This is a genomic window from Curtobacterium sp. MCPF17_001, assembly GCF_003234615.1.
Taxonomy (GTDB): domain Bacteria; phylum Actinomycetota; class Actinomycetes; order Actinomycetales; family Microbacteriaceae; genus Curtobacterium.
Genome location: NZ_QKSL01000007.1, coordinates 96869 through 113237, shown reverse-complemented (window position 1 = coordinate 113237; position 16369 = coordinate 96869). Strand labels below are relative to the sequence as shown.

12 protein-coding genes, 1 tRNA gene and 1 other RNA gene are annotated in these 16369 nt (G+C 72.1%); 10 read left to right on the top strand and 4 right to left on the bottom strand.

Features of this window, described 5'->3' with window-relative positions; genetic code table 11:
• The first annotated feature begins 46 nt into the window (after positions 1 to 46).
• The 3 genes from DEJ24_RS08660 to DEJ24_RS08650 are packed head-to-tail and all read left to right on the top strand — an operon-like array spanning position 47 to position 3202.
• Complete coding sequence (locus tag DEJ24_RS08660) at positions 47 to 1192, top strand: cystathionine gamma-synthase (protein ID WP_111078276.1); 1146 nt, start codon at positions 47 to 49, stop codon at positions 1190 to 1192.
• A gap of 20 nt (positions 1193 to 1212) precedes the next feature.
• Positions 1213 to 2598 carry an MFS transporter gene (locus DEJ24_RS08655; RefSeq protein WP_111078275.1) on the top strand — a complete coding sequence of 462 codons (1386 nt, stop codon included), beginning with the start codon at positions 1213 to 1215 and terminating at the stop codon, positions 2596 to 2598.
• A gap of 28 nt (positions 2599 to 2626) precedes the next feature.
• Complete coding sequence (locus tag DEJ24_RS08650; RefSeq protein WP_181436567.1) at positions 2627 to 3202, top strand: substrate-binding domain-containing protein; 576 nt, start codon at positions 2627 to 2629, stop codon at positions 3200 to 3202.
• A 6-nt stretch (positions 3203 to 3208) separates the two neighbouring features.
• Here DEJ24_RS08650 and DEJ24_RS08645 read toward each other — a convergent pair whose 3' ends face one another.
• Positions 3209 to 3790: a TetR/AcrR family transcriptional regulator gene (locus DEJ24_RS08645; protein ID WP_111078273.1), complete on the bottom strand. Its 582-nt coding sequence runs from the start codon at positions 3788 to 3790 to the stop codon at positions 3209 to 3211.
• Positions 3791 to 4068: 278 nt separating this feature from the next.
• Between DEJ24_RS08645 and DEJ24_RS08640 the strand changes: the two genes are divergently transcribed.
• On the top strand, positions 4069 to 5325 hold the full coding sequence (locus DEJ24_RS08640) for a multidrug effflux MFS transporter (RefSeq protein WP_258374619.1): 1257 nt from the start codon (positions 4069 to 4071) through the stop codon (positions 5323 to 5325).
• Between the two features lie 185 nt (positions 5326 to 5510).
• On the opposite strand, the gene DEJ24_RS08635 is transcribed toward DEJ24_RS08640, so the two are convergent.
• Together DEJ24_RS08635 and DEJ24_RS08630 are read right to left on the bottom strand one after the other, a co-directional pair.
• Positions 5511 to 6152, bottom strand: coding sequence for a hypothetical protein (locus tag DEJ24_RS08635; RefSeq protein ID WP_146242539.1), 642 nt, complete (start codon positions 6150 to 6152; stop codon positions 5511 to 5513).
• A 466-nt stretch (positions 6153 to 6618) separates the two neighbouring features.
• Positions 6619 to 6703: transfer RNA gene (locus tag DEJ24_RS08630), tRNA-Ser, on the bottom strand.
• Positions 6704 to 6895: 192 nt separating this feature from the next.
• On the opposite strand from DEJ24_RS08630, the gene pta reads away from it, so the two are divergent.
• The gene (gene pta, locus DEJ24_RS08625; protein WP_111078270.1) at positions 6896 to 9055 is read left to right on the top strand and encodes a phosphate acetyltransferase; all 2160 of its coding nucleotides are present in this window, start codon (positions 6896 to 6898) and stop codon (positions 9053 to 9055) included.
• Positions 9052 to 10248 carry an acetate/propionate family kinase gene (locus DEJ24_RS08620; protein ID WP_111078269.1) on the top strand — a complete coding sequence of 399 codons (1197 nt, stop codon included), beginning with the start codon at positions 9052 to 9054 and terminating at the stop codon, positions 10246 to 10248. The genes pta and DEJ24_RS08620 overlap by 4 nt, the downstream gene beginning before the upstream one ends.
• Before the next feature lie 107 nt (positions 10249 to 10355).
• Here DEJ24_RS08620 and DEJ24_RS08615 read toward each other — a convergent pair whose 3' ends face one another.
• Positions 10356 to 11030: an SDR family oxidoreductase gene (locus DEJ24_RS08615; RefSeq protein ID WP_111078268.1), complete on the bottom strand. Its 675-nt coding sequence runs from the start codon at positions 11028 to 11030 to the stop codon at positions 10356 to 10358.
• Positions 11031 to 11067: 37 nt separating this feature from the next.
• Here DEJ24_RS08615 and ffs point away from each other — a divergent pair.
• The 4 genes from ffs to DEJ24_RS08595 all read left to right on the top strand — a co-directional run bounded on the left by ffs (position 11068) and on the right by DEJ24_RS08595 (position 16365).
• Positions 11068 to 11164: signal recognition particle sRNA small type (gene ffs / locus DEJ24_RS08610), an RNA gene on the top strand.
• A gap of 165 nt (positions 11165 to 11329) precedes the next feature.
• A complete protein-coding gene (locus tag DEJ24_RS08605; RefSeq protein WP_258374617.1) occupies positions 11330 to 14344 on the top strand; it encodes a DNA polymerase III subunit gamma and tau in 3015 nt (1004 codons plus the stop codon).
• Complete coding sequence (gene recR, locus DEJ24_RS08600; protein ID WP_110902665.1) at positions 14344 to 14943, top strand: recombination mediator RecR; 600 nt, start codon at positions 14344 to 14346, stop codon at positions 14941 to 14943. Before DEJ24_RS08605 ends, recR begins: the two co-directional genes overlap by 1 nt.
• A gap of 156 nt (positions 14944 to 15099) precedes the next feature.
• Positions 15100 to 16365, top strand: a complete 1266-nt coding sequence (locus DEJ24_RS08595) for an aspartate kinase (protein ID WP_111078267.1) — start codon at positions 15100 to 15102, stop codon at positions 16363 to 16365.
• Positions 16366 to 16369 lie beyond the last annotated feature (4 nt).

The following is a 16369-nucleotide window of genomic DNA, read 5'->3' as shown; positions in this document are numbered from 1 at the left end:
GCCCCACCCAGACCGCACCGAGCCTCCAGGAAGGGGCACCCACGACATGACCGAGTTCAGCACCCGCGCCATCCACGCCGGCCAGGAGCCCGACGGCCCCACCGGCGCCGTCATCCCGCCCCTGTACCTGACGTCGACCTACGTGCAGGACGGCATCGGCGGGCTGCGGGGCGGCTACGAGTACTCCCGCTCCGGCAACCCGACGCGGGACTCGCTGCAGACCCTGCTCGCCGACCTGGACGGCGGCGTCGCGGCGTACTCGTTCTCGTCCGGCCTGGCGGGGGAGGACGCCCTGCTCCGCGCCTACCTGGAGCCGGGCGCCCGGATCGTGATGGGCAACGACGTCTACGGCGGCACCCACCGTCTGGCGAACCGCCTGCACGTGCCGTGGGGCATCGACCTCGTCACGGTGGAGATGAGCGAGCCGGGCCGTGTCCGTGCCGCGCTCGCCGACAGCCCGGCGAAGACCGTGCTGTGGGTGGAGACCCCGACGAACCCGCTGATGAAGATCGCGGACATCGAGGTCCTCGCCGCCATCGGACACGAGGCCGGTGCACTCGTCGTCGTCGACAACACCTTCGCGTCGCCGGCCCTGCAGCAGCCGCTGTCGCTCGGCGCCGACGTCGTCGTGTACTCGACGACGAAGTACCTCGGCGGGCACTCCGACGTCGTCGGCGGGGCTGTCGTGCTGCGTGACCAGGAGCTCGCGGACAAGGTGCAGTTCGTGCAGTTCGGCGGCGGCGCGATCTCGTCCCCGTTCGACGCCTGGCTGACGATCCGGGGCATCAAGACCCTCAGCGTCCGCATGGACCGGCACTCCCAGAACGCCCAGACCGTGGCCGAGGCGCTGCTCGCCCACCCGGCCGTCGAGCACGTCTACTACCCGGGCCTGCCGGAGCACCCGGGACACGACGTCGCGGCCAAGCAGATGCGCGGCTTCGGCGGCATGCTGTCGGTGGCACTCGCCGGCGGTCCCGAGGCGGCGAAGCGGTTCGCCGAGTCGACCGAGCTGTTCGCGCTGGCGGAGTCGCTCGGCGGCGTGGAGTCGCTCATCGGGTACCCGAGCGAGATGACGCACGCCTCGGTCAAGGGCACCGAGCTCGCCGTCCCGGAGAACGTCGTCCGCCTGTCGGTCGGCATCGAGGACGCCGGCGACCTGGTCGCCGACGTGCAGCAGGCACTCGAGCGCTGACCCCGTCCTACGATGAACGGGTGACCTCCACGACGGCGACGCGGCCGAGCCTCTTCGAGCGCCGGCACCTCGTCGCCACCGTGGGCATGGTCGCGATCGTGGCGGTCTCGGCGTTCCAGAACCTGGCGATGACGACGATCATGCCGGTGATCGCCGCCGACCTGGACGGCGAGGCGCTGTACTCGCTGAGCTTCGCCGCACCGCTCGCGGCCGGCGTGCCGGGCATGGTCCTGGCGGGCAACTGGACCGACCGGGCCGGCGGCCGGGTCGTCGCATGGGTGTCCGCCGCGCTGTTCGCGCTCGGCACCGCGATCGTGATGCTCGCCCCGACGATGCCGGTGTTCCTCGCCGGACGTCTGGTCGAGGGCTTCGGTGCAGGCGCGATCGACGTCGTCCTCTACGTGCTGGTCGCGCGGGTCTTCCCCGCGGAACTGCACGGGGCGGTGTTCGCCGGGTTCGCGGCAGCGTGGGTCGTGCCGGCACTGATCGGTCCGGCGCTCGCGGGCATCGTCACCGACGCGTTCGGCTGGCACTGGGTCTTCGCGGGTGCCCTCGGCATCGCGGTGGTCGCGTTCGCGTGCCTGGTCCCGACGCTCCGGCGCCTGCACCCACCCGTCCTGGAGGCCCGCCCTCCTCGGCACCGCGGGCGCATCGGGTGGTCGGTCGCCGCCGCTGCCGCGGTGCTGCTGCTCAACCTGGCCCCGGACCTGCCCGTCCCGGTCCGGGTCGCGGCGGTGCTGGTCGGGCTCGTCGGCGCCTGGTCGGCGCTCCGCCCGCTGCTGCCCAGGGGCACCTTCACCGGTGGGCCCGGCCTGCCGTCGGTGGTCCTGCTCCGCGGGGTCCTGGCCGCCGGGTTCTTCGGCAGCGAGGCGTACGTCCCGTTCCTGCTCCAGGCGCAGCACGGGCTGCGCGCCTCGGCCGCCGGACTCGCCCTCACCGTGGCGGCACTGAGCTGGGCGTCGGCGAGTTGGGCGCACGGCCGTCTCGGCGAGGGCCGGCTGCCCGCCGCCCGTGCATTCGGCGCCGGTCTCGGGCTGGTCCTGGTCAGCCTGCTGTCGGCGCTCGCGGTGGCGCTGTTCGACCTGCCCACATGGGTGCTCGTCGCCGGGTGGTTCGTCGGCGGCGCGGGGATGGGCGTCGCCTATCCGCGGACCTCGATGCTCACGCTCCGGTTCTCGCGCGAGGGCGATGACGGTTTCGCGAGTTCCGCCCTGACGATCGCGGATGCCTCGGGGAGTGTCGTCGGACTCGCGGTGGCCGGGCTGCTGTTCACGGGCGCCGGCGGTCGGGACGAGCCCCTCGCGTTCACGCTGGTGTTCGTGGCGATGACCCTGATCGCCCTCGTGGGGCTCGTCGCCGTCCGACGACTCGGAGCGGTCCCGCCGCCGCCGGGGTCGGGCGGGTAGCGTGGCAGACCCGGAACGAGGAGGAACCGTGCGCCGCACCGCCGCTGCCGTCCTGACCGCCGCACTCGCGGCGACGACGGTCGTGCTCGCCGGCTGCACGGGCACGACCACTGCTGCACCGACCCCGGTCCGGAGCACCGACCTGACGAGTTCCGACGGCGGTTTCGCGAAGAACGCGGTGATCGGTGTGGTGCTGACCGCCGACGCGGCGACGCCCGGTGACTCGGAGGACGGTCGCTCGCTCGCGACCCGCTTCCGCGAGGAACTGACCGAGGCCGGGTTCCGGCCGGACGTCCGCGTCGCGGGAGCTGACCAGGCGGCGCGCCAACGTTCGGCCGTCCGTGACCTGGTGCGGACCGGGGCGAAGGCGCTGCTCGTCCGCGCCGCGGACCCGTCCTCGCTCCGGACCGAGCTCCGCACCGCGCACGACGCGGGCGTGGTCGTGGTCGCGCTGGACGGAGCGCTGCCGTCCTCCGGTGGCGGCAACGACGGACTGTCCTCGGACTACCGCGTCGACGGCGGCGACTCGGACGCGCAGCTGGTCAGCCGGACAGTGGACATGGTGACGTCACTGCAGCGCGGCGAGGAACCGACGACGAAGTAGGGGTCGTCAGCTCCACCAGGCCGGGAACGACCGGGTGATCGTCTCGACCAGCGCCTTCCGGGACCGCCGCGGGCCGCCGAGCCACGCTTCGATGGCGCCGACGAAGCCCTGCGCCACGAAGCCAGCGGCGACCTCGTCGATGATCTCCGGCTTCGCACGCGGGTCGAGCTCTCGGATGTGCATCGTGCTCGACACCGTGAAGTGGTCGACGAGCAGGCGGTGCAGCGAGGCGTCCGCGGGGTCGGGGAGCGCGAGCGCGTAGATGTCGCGATGTGCCGTCACGTGGTCGACGACGGCGTCGATGCCGCGACGGGTGATGGCGGCGAGGTCGTCCGGTCCGGCACCGTGCTCGACGGCGGCCCGACGGGCGGCGGCGTCGTCCGCGCGGATCCGGTCGAGTTCCGGGGTCAGGACGTCGGCGAGCAACGAGCCGGGGGAGACGGCGTGCGAGTAGAACGTCGCGCGGTTGATGCCGGCGGCGCGGGTGACGTCGGCGACCGTGATCTGCGAGACCGGACGGTCGGCGGCGAGGCGCAGGACGGCTTCGCGGAGCGCGGCCGTGGTGTGCAGGATCCGAGCGTCGACCATGACGCTCCTCCCATCTCGATCTGTCCCGCGACGGTGCGCGGTCGGGAGTCCGACGGTACCGCACCGTCCGGCCCGAGCACGCGTCCGCCGCACCGGCGTCGGGACGGAGGGCGGGCCTCCCGGCGGTGTCGGTGGGACCACGCGGAGCCGGTACGAGGAGCGCGGAGTGTCCGGCCGACGGTTGTCCGCCCTCCGCACCAACCCGTACCATGGTGGAACGGACCGAATCGATTCGAGCGGCCGATCCCACTCTCTCGTCCCCCTCGGAGGATCCCCTCGTGTCCGCGCCCGCGACCACCGGTTCCCACAAGACCATCCTGCATCCCGGCGATTCCCTGACCCGTGCCCAGCGCCTGGTCTACGTCTTCGTGCTCGGCGCGCTCACCGCGCTCGGGCCGTTCACCATCGACCTGTACCTGCCGGCGTTCCCGTCGCTCGAGCGTGACCTCGGCATCTCCGAGGGGGCCGTCCAACTCACCCTGACGGCGACGACCATCGGCTTCGCGATCGGGCAGCTGCTCGTCGGGCCCTGGAGTGACAAGGTCGGCCGCCGACTGCCGCTCATCATCGCGACCAGCGTGCACGTCGCCGCCTCGATCTGCGCCGCCCTCGCGCCGAACGTCGAGGTCCTCGCCGTGTTCCGCGTCCTGCAGGGCATGGGGGCCGCGGCCGGCGGTGTCGTCGCGATGGCGACCGTCCGCGACCTGTTCGGCGGCAAGCCGCTCGTCCGGATGCTCTCGCGCCTGGCGATGGTGAACGGTCTGGCCCCGATCCTGGCGCCGCTCATCGGGTCGCAGATGCTGCGGTTCGTCTCCTGGCGTGGCATCTTCGTGTTCCTCGCCTGCTACGGCACCGCCGTCGTGATCGCGTCGATCCTGCTCATCGTCGAGACCCTGCCGAAGGAGCGTCGCCAGGAGGCCGGGCACTCCACCATCGGGCAGCGGTACCGAGCGCTCTTCTCGGACCGGATCTTCGTCGGCGTCGCCCTGATCGGCGCCATGGTGTTCAGCGGGTTGTTCTCGTACCTCAGTGCGTCCCCGTTCCTGTTCCAGGGGGTGTTCGGGCTCGATCCGCAGCAGTACGGGCTGCTGTTCGCGGTGAACTCGGTCGGCGTCGTCTTGGGCGTGCAGATCTCGTCGCGGTTGGCGCAGCGGGTCGGCCCGCAGTGGATCCTGGCCTGCTCGACGGCGACGCTGTTCCTGGCTGCCGTGGCCATCGTCGTCCTGGACCAGCTCGGGGCCGGGCTCATCGGCGTCCTCATCCCGCTGTGGTTCTACATCGCCGCCTGCGGGTTCTCGTTCCCGCTCGTGCAGGTGATCGGTCTCGCGTCCCACGGGAAGGAGGCGGGGACCGCCGCCTCGCTGCTCGGCGCCCTGAACTTCGGCGTGGCCGGCATCATCTCCCCGGTCGTGGGGCTGCTCGGCATCGCGACCGCCACGCCGATGGCGCTGGTGATGGGGTGCACCGCGGCCGTCGCGATCCTGGTGCTGTGGTTCGTGGTGCGGCCGAGGACCGTGCCGGCGCTGACGCACTGACCCGGTCGTCCGCCGGGTCCGCGGTGGGTGGCGCGGAGACGCGGGCGCTCACGGCAGTGCTTCGCCCGGACGGGAGGCTCCGCCCGCCTCCGACGCGCCGCGTGCGGTCTCCGACAACCGTTCGTCCGACACCGGTTCGTCCGACACCGGTTCGTCCGACACCGGTTCTTCTGACGCCGTGCTGTTCAGCGGCGCGCGAGGCCCACGGCTTCGGCCACCAGCAGACCGCCGACCGCGAGCGCGGTCACACCCCCGACGAACACGTACGCGCGGGGCTGCTCGTACCAGGCGCGGATGCCGGGCCAGCGCCGGGTGAACTCCCGCGTCGACATCGGTCGGGCGAGCTGGGTCGTGCGGACGTCGAGGGTGTCGACCAGGCGGTCGATGCCGTCGTCGCCCCAGACCTCACCGCGCATCCGGAAGAGGGTGTCGCCGTTCGCGTCGAAGGCGACGAGTTCCCGGCTGGTGCGGTCGACCGCGGGTCCGTGGGTGGCGGCCAGCACCACCTCGTGCACCTGCGAGCGGAACCAGGAGCGCCGCGGGCTGAGGACGCCCCGGATCGCGACCCGCTCCGGGTCGACGGCCACGAACGACGACCGGAGGCGCAGGAACACGGTGAGGACGGCGACGGTGAAGATGCCGACCACCGCGCTGACGACGAGCCAGGGACCGTTCGGCACGGCCACCCAGACGACGGCGACGGCGATCGGGACGGCCGAGAACCCCATGCTCAGCGCCGTCGAGCGCACCAGCGCGGCGCGCGGTCGTATGACCACGTCTGCGGTGCTGGTGCCGAGCGGTGTCGCTCGCGCCGTCGTTGCCCCCACGGCAGGCCTCCTCGTCCCCGAACTGCGCCGGATCGCCCGGCGGCCGACCCCGGATGCCGGGGCTCGACTGCGCGAGCGACGATCGCGCCGGGCACGACTGGTCGCCGGTCCCGTGACGGCGCCTGTGCCGTCCGATGCTGGTGAGCCGACCGGGTCCCTCCGGCGTGCTCGGTCCGGTCAGCATAGGGGAGAGGCGGCCCTCGGAACAGGCCGGATGCCGCTTTGCGGACGGTGCCCAGCGGACGGGGTGCGTGGCGGTCCGTCGCCTGGGGGACCGGCGGTGGGCGCGCCTCCCGGCCGGACGGACGCGAGCGGATCAACGACGCGAGCGGATCGGTGCCGCGGCCCGGACGACGGCACTGCCCGGACGACAACACGGCCCGGACGACGGCACTGCCGGACGACGGCACGGCCCGGACGACGGAACCCCCACAGCTGATGCTGCGGGGGTTCCGGTATCGCTCTGCGGAGGATGGGGGATTCGAACCCCCGAGGGCTTGCACCCAACACGCTTTCCAAGCGTGCGCCATAGGCCACTAGGCGAATCCTCCGTGCCACCACCTCGCGGTGACGACACCCCATGGTACAGGTCCGAGGGGGTGCTCACGACCACCCGTCCGACCGCCCGTCGAGATCACGCGCCCGACCACTCGTCCGACCGCCCGTCCGACCACCCGCCGCGAGCGCCGCCGCTCACGGGCGCCCCGGAGGTCCGAGTCGACGCGAGGTCTACCCTGGGGAGGGTGTCGACCCGCATCTACATCACGTCAGCAGAAGGACACACCGGGAAGAGCACCGTCGCCCTCGGGGTGCTCGAGACGCTCGCCCGCACCGTCGGACGCGTCGGCGTCTTCCGACCGGTCGCGCGGTCCGTCGCCGAACCCGACTACGTCCTCGAGCTCCTGCTCCAGCACACCGCCGTCGAGATCCCGTACGACGACGCCGTCGGGGTGACCTACGACGACGTGCACGCCGACCCGGACGCGGCCCTGGCGACCATCATCACGCGCTTCGGCCAGGTCGAGCGACGCTGCGACGCTGTCGTCGTCCTCGGCTCGGACTACACCGACGTCGGCAGCCCGACCGAGCTGTCCTTCAACGCGAAGGTCGCCGCGAACCTCGGGGCCCCGGTGCTCCTGGTGCTCGGCGGCCGTGACTCGGCCGAGCGCGCGCCCCGCACCGCGGACGACATGGCCCAGGTCGCCGACGTCACCACGAGCGAACTCCGCGCCGAGCACGCCCAGCTCCTCGGTGTCGTGGTGAACCGAGCCGACCCGGATGCGCTCGGCCCGATCGTCGCGAGCGTCACCGCAGCGGTGCACGACCACCACCCCGACGCCCCGGTCTGGGCGATCCCGGAGGACGCGGTCCTCGTCGCCCCGACCGTCCGAGCACTCCTCGCGGCGACCGGGGCCACCCTGGTCCGCGGTGACGACGCGCTGTTGGACCGGGAGGCCCTGGGCACCGTGGTCGCCGGCATGAGCATGGAGAACGTCCTGCCGCGCCTCATCGAGGGCGGCATCGTCGTCGTCCCCGGCGACCGCAACGACGTCCTCATCGCCACGCTGCTCGCCAACGAGTCGGAGACGTTCCCGAGCATCGCCGGTGTCATCCTCAACGGCGGTTTCGAGACGGCGCCGCAGATCTCCCGCCTGCTCGAGGGGCTGTCGAGTTCCCTGCCGATCGCGCAGAGCGACCTCGGCACGTACGACACGGCGCTCCGCATCACCCAGACGCGCGGCCGCCTCGCCGCGGACTCGCCACGGAAGGCCGAGCTGGCGCTGGCACTGTTCGAACGGAACGTGGACGCCGAGGCGCTGCTCGCCCGACTCCAGCTGACGCCGTCCGGAGTGGTGACGCCGCTGATGTTCGAGCACGGCCTGATCGACCGGGCGCGTGAGCACCGGAAGCACATCGTCCTGCCCGAAGGTGACGACGACCGCATCCTCCGGGCAGCCGCCACGCTGCTGCAGCGGCAGGTGTGCGACCTGACGATCCTCGGGGACCCGGCCGCCATCCGGGCACGGGCGACCGAGCTCGGGCTCGACCTCGACGCGGCGCAGCTGCTCTCCCCGTTCGACCCCGACCTCCGGGAGCGCTTCGCGCAGGAGTACACGGCCCTCCGTGCCCACAAGGGCATGAGCGTCGAGCTCGCCCGCGACACCGTGACCGACGTGTCGTACTTCGGCACGCTCATGGTGCAGCTCGGCCTGGCCGACGGCATGGTGTCCGGGGCGAAGCACACCACCGCGCACACCATCCGGCCGTCGTTCGAGATCATCAAGACGCGGCCGGACACCTCCATCGTGTCGAGCGTGTTCTTGATGGCACTGGCCGACCGGGTCCTGGTCTACGGCGACTGCGCCGTGATCCCGGACCCCACCAGTGAGCAGCTCGCCGACATCGCGATCTCGTCCGCCGAGACCGCGACGCAGTTCGGCATCGAACCGCGGGTCGCGATGCTCAGTTACTCGACCGGCGACAGCGGCTCGGGTGCGGACGTCGAGAAGGTCCGCGCCGGCACCGCGTTCGTCCGCGAGCGCCGGCCGGACCTGCCCGTCGAGGGGCCGATCCAGTACGACGCCGCCGCCGACCCGACGGTCGCGAGCACGAAGATGCCGGGGTCCCCGGTGGCCGGGCAGGCGACCGTGTTCATTTTCCCCGACCTCAACACCGGCAACAACACGTACAAGGCCGTGCAGCGATCGGCGGGTGCGGTCGCGATCGGGCCGGTCCTGCAGGGGCTGCGCAAGCCGATCAACGACCTGTCCCGCGGTGCCCTGGTCAGCGACATCGTGAACACCGTCGCCATCACCGCGATCCAGGCGGGCACGGCAGCGCCGACCGCCGCAGCGCCGACCGCTGCCGCCCCGACCGCCCGAACAGAAAGCGACCCCTCGTGAGTGCAGCACTCGTCGTCAACTCCGGCTCGAGCTCGTTCAAGTACCAGCTCATCGAACTCGACGACGAGAGCACCCTCGCGTCCGGGCTCGTCGAACGGATCGGCGAGTCCAAGGGGTCCTGGAAGCACACGAACGCGCTGACGGGGGAGACGTCGTCGAACGACAGCGCCGAGGTCCCGGACCACGCCGCGGGTTTCCAGGCGATGATCGACGCGTTCGGCAAGGTCGGGCCGTCCTTCGACGAGCACCCCCCGGCGGTCGTCGGACACCGCGTCGTGCACGGCGGCACCCGCTTCGACGCCGCCACGGTCGTCACCGACGAGGTCGAGCAGCAGATCGACGACCTGTCCAGCCTGGCCCCGCTGCACAACCCGGCCAACCTCGAGGGCATCCGGGCCGCGAAGCAGGTGTTCTCGGACGTCCCGCACGTCGCCGTCTTCGACACTGCCTTCCACCAGACGATGCCGCCGCACGCGTACACGTACGCGATCCCCGCCGACCTGGCCGAGCGGTACCAGATCCGCCGGTACGGCATGCACGGCACGAGCCACAAGTACGTGTCCGAGCAGGCCGCGGTCTTCCTCGACCGTCCGCTGTCCGAGCTGAAGACGATCGTCCTGCACCTCGGCAACGGCGCGTCCGCCGCAGCCGTCGACGGCGGGAGGTCGATCGAGACGTCGATGGGGCTCACGCCGCTCGAGGGGCTCGTGATGGGCACCCGCTCCGGCGACCTCGACCCGGCCGTCCTCATCCACCTGCACCGCGAGGCCGGCCTGTCCTTCGAGGACCTCGACACCATGCTCAACAAGCAGTCCGGCCTGCTCGGCCTCACCGGCAGCGGCGACATGCGGGACGTGCAGGACGCCGCCACGAAGGGTGACGAGACGGCAGAGGCGGCGCTCGCCGTGTACCGCCACCGGATCCGCCGCTACGTGGGCGCGTACACCGCGCAGCTCGGCGGGCTCGACGCCGTCGTGTTCACGGCGGGCGTGGGGGAGAACAACGCGCTGCTCCGCCGTCGCGTGCTCGCCGGGCTCGAGCACCTGGGCATCGAGATCGACCCGGACCGCAACGAGCTGCACTCGAAGGAAGCCCGTCGCATCTCGACGGACGCCTCCCGCGTCGCGGTCCTCGTGATCCCGACGGACGAGGAGCTCGAGATCGCACGGCAGTCGGCAGCCGTCGCGCTCTGACCAGCGTCGCGTCCAGGGTGACGCCCTGACGGACGGGAGGCCCGCCACCGGTCCGGTGGTGGGCCTCCCGTCCGTCAGCGGCCAGGCCCGACAGGGCGGCCCGTCGGTCAGCTGAGCGCGTGCAGCGCTGCCGGGATCGGCGTGTCGCCGCTGGTGACCTCGAACTGTCGACCCACGGCCGAGTCGTCCAGCAGCGCGTGCAGGACCACGGCCGCCACGTCCGCGCGGGGGACCGACCCACGGGGGACCGTGCTGCCGACCGTCACCGTGCCCTGCGGCGGCGTGTCGAGGAGGCCGCCCGGCCGGACGATCGTCCACCGGAACCGGCGCATCCGGACGTTCGCGTCCGCCTCGGCCTTCGCCCGCAGGTAGACCTGGAACACGTCGTCCTCGTTCTGCGCGGGCAGCTTCGCGCGTTCGGGATCGTAGGCGTCGGCACCCATCGCCGAGATCATCACGTAGCGATCGATGTCCAGCCGGACCGCGGCCTCGGCGAGCAGCACGGCGGCGTCGCGGTCCACCGAGAGCTTCCGCTCGGCGCCGCTGTTCGGCCCGGCACCCGCGGCGAACACCACTGCGTCCACCCCGCGGAGCCGGAGCGCCAGCTCCTCTTCACTGAGCTGCTCCAGATCGGCGACGAGCGCTTGCGCACCCGTCTGCTCGACGTCGGAGACGTGCGCGGGGTTCCGGACGATGCCGATGGCGTCGTGACCGGCGTCGGTGATGAGGCGTTCGAGGATCAGGGCGATCTGGCCGTGTCCCCCTGCGATGGCGATCTTCATGGGTTCGATGCTGCTCCTTCCGTCCGGTAGAGTGTTCAGCGGCTCCTCACGTGACGCCATCCAGGCCAACTCCCCCAGGGCGGAAACGCAGCAAGGGTAACCGGGCTCTGGCGGGTGCGTGAGGGGTCTTCTTTCGTTTCCGGGGGAGATGAGCGCAGGGCAACCGGGGCTGTGTGGGTTGCGTGCGTGAGGGGTCTTCTTCGTTTCTGGGAGGCGCGAGCGTCGGCGCTCCCCATGTCGGCTCGTCGGGCTGTGGAGAGCGGTGTCGAGGTGTCGGCGGTCCCGACTACCCTGGTCGCGTGGTCACCGCCCTGTATCGCCGTTACCGGCCCGAGAACTTCGCCGAGCTGATCGGGCAGTCGCAGGTGACGGACCCGCTCCGCACCGCACTCCGGACCAACCGCGTCAACCACGCGTACCTGTTCAGCGGACCGCGCGGCTGCGGCAAGACGACCTCCGCCCGGATCCTCGCGCGCTGCCTGAACTGCGCCGAGGGCCCGACCGACACCCCGTGCGGTGTCTGCCCCAGCTGTGTCGAACTCGCCCGCGGTGGCAGCGGATCCCTCGACGTGATCGAGATCGACGCCGCCAGCCACAACGGCGTCGACGATGCGCGTGACCTCCGCGACCGCGCGGTCTTCGCCCCCGCGCGCGACCGCTACAAGATCTTCATCCTCGACGAGGCCCACATGGTCACGCCGCAGGGCTTCAACGCCCTGCTCAAGCTCGTCGAAGAGCCGCCGGAGCACGTCAAGTTCATCTTCGCGACCACCGAGCCCGAGAAGGTCATCGGCACCATCCGGTCACGGACCCACCACTACCCCTTCCGCCTGGTCCCGCCGGCCACGATGCTCGAGTACATCGAGCAGCTCTGCGCGCAGGAGTCCGTCTCGGTGGCGCCGGGCGTGCTGCCGCTCGTGGTCCGGGCCGGTGGCGGCTCCGTGCGCGACACCCTCTCGCTGCTCGACCAGCTGATGGCCGGCAGCGAGGACGGCGCGATCGCGTACGAGCGAGCCGTCGCCCTGCTCGGGTACACCGACGCCGCCCTGCTGGACGACGTGGTCGACGCGCTCGCCGTGGCCGACCCGGCGTCGGCGTTCTCGGCGATCGACCGTGTGGTGCAGACCGGGCAAGACCCGCGGCGCTTCGTCGAGGACCTGCTCGAACGACTGCGCGACCTGATCGTCGTCGCCGCCACGAACGAGAGCGCCGGAGCAGTGCTGCGCGGTGTCTCGCCCGAAGAGCTCGACACGATGTCACGGCAGGCCGGCGTGTTCGGTGCCACCGCGCTGTCCCGTGGTGCGGACATCGCGAACCGTGCCCTGACCGAGATGACCGGCGCGACCTCGCCACGTCTGCACCTCGAACTCATGGTCGCCCGCATGCTCGTGCCCGAGGCGGACGACACCCAGCGCGGTGCCCTCGCCCGCGTCGAGCGGCTCGAGCGGCGCGTCGGTGTCGGCGATGCCGGGGGACACCAGGCGCCGCCGGAGACGCTGCCGACGGCTGCGCCGTCCGCTGCTCGGTCGGACGCTGCACCGGCCCCTGTGCCGACCGCTGCGCCGCCTGTCCGGACGGCTCCGTCGAGTGCCGCCCCGGTCGGCACCGCACCGACTGCCGCGCCCGCTGCCTCCACGGCGTCTGCTGCTCCCGAGACCCCGGTCGCGCACACCGACGAGGGTCCCGGCGAAGCCGCGCGGGACGCCGCAGCTTCCTGGGCAGCAGCTGTCCCGTCGAACGCCTCCGCAGCCCGGACCGAGCCCGCAGCGCCGGCTGGGCCCGCTGCGGGCGCCGAGCCCGCTGCCGGCGCCGAGCCGGAGGGGCAGGCCTCGCCGTCCTCCACGGGCGTCGGCACCGTCATCGGCGCCGAGCCCGCGGTCCGCTCCGTCACCCCGGTCGGCCTGCAGCAGATGCGGGACACCTGGCCGCAGATCGTCGAGCACGTCCAGCGCGCCAAGCGGTCGGCGTGGGCGGTCGTCGCGACGGCGCAGGTCACCGCGCTCAAGGACGACGTCCTGACCCTGACGTTCCCGAGCCAACAGGACGTCGCCTCGTTCAAGGAGATGAGCGGGCCGGACACCAGCGTCAGCGAACACCTCCGGAGTGCGATCACGGACCTGCTCGGCTTCCGGGTGAAGTTCGTGGCGCGTGGGCCGGGCGCCGCCGGTGCCCGCCCGACGCAGCAAGCCCCGACGCAGCAAGCCCCGACGCAGCAAGCCCCGCAGCAGCAAAACCCGCAGCAGGCACCCGTTCAGCAGGCAGCTCCACCGGCGCCGTCGACGGGGAGCGCCTCGACCCAGCAGCAGGTCGAGCAGCCGGAGCAGGACCGGCCGCAGGCTCCGACGCCGCAGGAGGCAGCGGAGCAGACGAGGACGGTGTCCGACGCAACGGCGCGGCCGCGCTCTGTCCGCGCGCCTTCGTCGCAGCCGTCCGCATCGGACGGTCCGTCGTCCGAGCGGACCGCGCCGCCGACGGCTGCTCCGTCGCAGGCGGCGGCCGAGCGATCCGCGTCCGAGCGACAGGCCCCGGAGCGACCGGCAGCCGAGCGACCGGCGGCAGAGCGACCGGCGGCCGAGCGACCGGCAGCAGAGCGACCGGCGGCCGAGCGACCGGCAGCAGAGCAGCCTGCGGCCCAGGACTCCGGCCCGGTGACCGAGTGGGCTGTTGCGACGATCCCGGCCTCGGACCCGACCACCGGTGCCGTGCCCGAGGACGTCGTCCCCGCCTGGGGCGCCCCCTTCGGCGTCGTGCCGTCGGACGCCACGGTCGCGCCGGCCGAACCGGTCGGGCCTGCCGCGTCCACTTCGCCTGCCGCGTCCACTTCGCCTACCGCGTCCACCGCGCCTGCCGGGACCACCTCGCCGCCCGAGCCGTCCCAGCCGACGACCGGGGCGACATCCGGTGGCCGCGATCGGGCTGCAGCGACGACGGCTCCGTCCACCGCGCCTCCCGGGCCGGCCGACGGCATCCCGGTGGACGACTACCCGCTGGACGACGAGCCGTTCGACGACGGCGCTCCGTTCCCGGACCCGGGTCACGGCCGGTCCGCACCGGCGACCCGCGCCCCGTCGCAGCCGACGACCCCGCAGCAGAGCGCTCCGAAGCTGAGCGCCCCGGCGCAGCAGGCACCGGCGCAGCAGCCTCGCCAGGCGCAGCAGGCGCAGCAGGCGCAGCAGGAGCAGACGCAGCAGGCACCTGGGCAGTCCGGCGCCCGCCGTGCTCCGGTCCCCGGGCGCTACGGCGAGGCGGTGGTGCGTGAGATCCTCGGCGCCCAGTTCATCGAGGAGACGTCACTGACCGAGGGGACGATCTGATGTACGACGGCATCGTGCAGGACCTCATCGACGAGTTCGGACGCCTGCCCGGCATCGGTCCGAAGTCGGCGCAGCGGATCGCGTTCCACATCCTCCAGACGGAGTCGTTCGACCCGAGCCGGCTGTCCGAGCTCCTGGCGGACGTCAAGGAGCGGGTCCGCTTCTGCGAGATCTGCGGCAACGTCACCGAGAACGTGCAGTGCAGCATCTGCCGTGACCCCCGTCGCTCCCCGGCGACGATCTGCGTGGTCGAGGAGGCGAAGGACGTCGCCGCCATCGAGCGGACCCGCGAGTTCCGCGGGCTGTACCACGTGCTCGGCGGCGCGATCAGCCCGATCGACGGCATCGGACCGGACGACCTCCGGATCCAGCAACTCATGGTGCGGCTCGCCGACGGCACGGTGGACGAGGTCATCATCGCCACGGACCCGAACCTGGAGGGTGAAGCGACCGCGACCTACCTCAGCCGCTTGCTCGTGCCGATGGGCATCCGCACGACCCGTCTGGCGTCGGGCCTGCCGGTCGGCGGCGACCTGGAGTACGCCGACGAGGTCACGCTCGGCCGGGCCTTCGAAGGCCGACGGGTCGTCGGCGGCTGAGCGGACCGCAGCCGGGCCGTCCGGGGACGGGGCGACGCGCTCGTCCACGCGGGATCGTTGCGTCGCGACCCGCTCGGACGCAACATCCGTGGAACACCGTCTACGATTGTCGAGCCGCGTGACGTCGCGGTGAACCGTCCCCAGGAGTGCGTGCCCGTGGCCTTGATCGTGCAGAAGTTCGGTGGTTCGTCCGTCGCGGATGCCGAGAGCATCAAGCGCGTCGCGAAGCGCATCGTCGAGACGAAGAAGGCCGGCAACGACGTCGTCGTGGCGGTGTCCGCGATGGGCGACACGACCGACGAACTCGTCGACCTGGCGCACGAGGTCACGCCGATCCCGGCGGGCCGCGAACTCGACATGCTCCTCACCGCGGGCGAGCGGATCTCGATGGCCCTCCTCGCGATGGCGATCAAGAGCCTCGGCGTCGAAGCCTCGTCGTACACGGGCAGCCAGGCGGGCATGCTGACCGACGCCCAGCACGGCAAGGCCCGGATCGTCGACGTCACCCCGAAGCGCGTCCGCGAGGCGCTCGACGCCGGCCACGTCGCGATCGTCGCCGGCTTCCAGGGCTTCAACCGCACCACGGGGGAGATCACCACCCTCGGCCGCGGTGGCTCCGACACGACCGCCGTCGCCCTCGCGGCAGCGCTCGACGCCGACGTCTGCGAGATCTACACGGACGTCGACGGCATCTTCACCGCCGACCCCCGCATCGTGCCGAAGGCCCGCAAGATCGACCGGGTCACCACCGAGGAGATGCTCGAGCTCGCAGCGTCCGGTGCGAAGGTCCTCTACATCCGTGCCGTCGAGTACGCCCGTCGGCACGGTGTCACCCTGCACGTCCGTTCCTCGTTCAGCAACGCCGAGGGCACCATCGTCTACAACCCTGCCGAGGGGGAAACCGTGGAAGAACCGATCATCACCGGCATCGCCGGCGACCTCTCCGAGGGCAAGATCACCGTCGTCGGTGTGCCCGACCAGCCCGGGAAGGCGGCCGAGATCTTCACGATCGTGGCGCGTGCCGGCGCGAACATCGACATGATCGTGCAGAACGTCTCGGCGGCCTCGACCGGCCGGACCGACATCTCGTTCACGCTGCCGAAGGACCAGGGCCAGAGCGTCCTGACGGCGCTCGAGGTCTCGAAGTCCGACATCGGCTACGAGGGCATCCAGTACGACGACCAGATCGGCAAGCTCGCCCTGGTCGGTGCCGGCATGCGGACGAACGCCGGTGTCTCGGCCCAGCTGTTCCGCGCGCTGCACGACGCGTCGATCAACATCGAGATGATCTCGACGTCGGAGATCCGGATCTCGGTCGTCACCCGCGCAGACACCCTCAACGAGGCGATGCGGGTCGTGCACGAAGCATTCGGCCTGGACGCCGACAACGAAGCCGTCGTCTACGCCGGCACCGGCCGCTGAACCC

Bases quoted from the DNA above. Each gene is read 5' to 3' on its own strand.
- DEJ24_RS08660 (WP_111078276.1), top strand. From the start codon at position 47: ATGACCGAGTTCAGCACCCGCGCCATCCACGCCGGCCAGGAGCCCGAC.
- DEJ24_RS08645 (WP_111078273.1), bottom strand. From the start codon at position 3,790: ATGGTCGACGCTCGGATCCTGCACACCACGGCCGCGCTCCGCGAAGCC.
- DEJ24_RS08615 (WP_111078268.1), bottom strand. From the start codon at position 11,030: ATGAAGATCGCCATCGCAGGGGGACACGGCCAGATCGCCCTGATCCTC.
- recR (WP_110902665.1), top strand. From the start codon at position 14,344: ATGTACGACGGCATCGTGCAGGACCTCATCGACGAGTTCGGACGCCTG.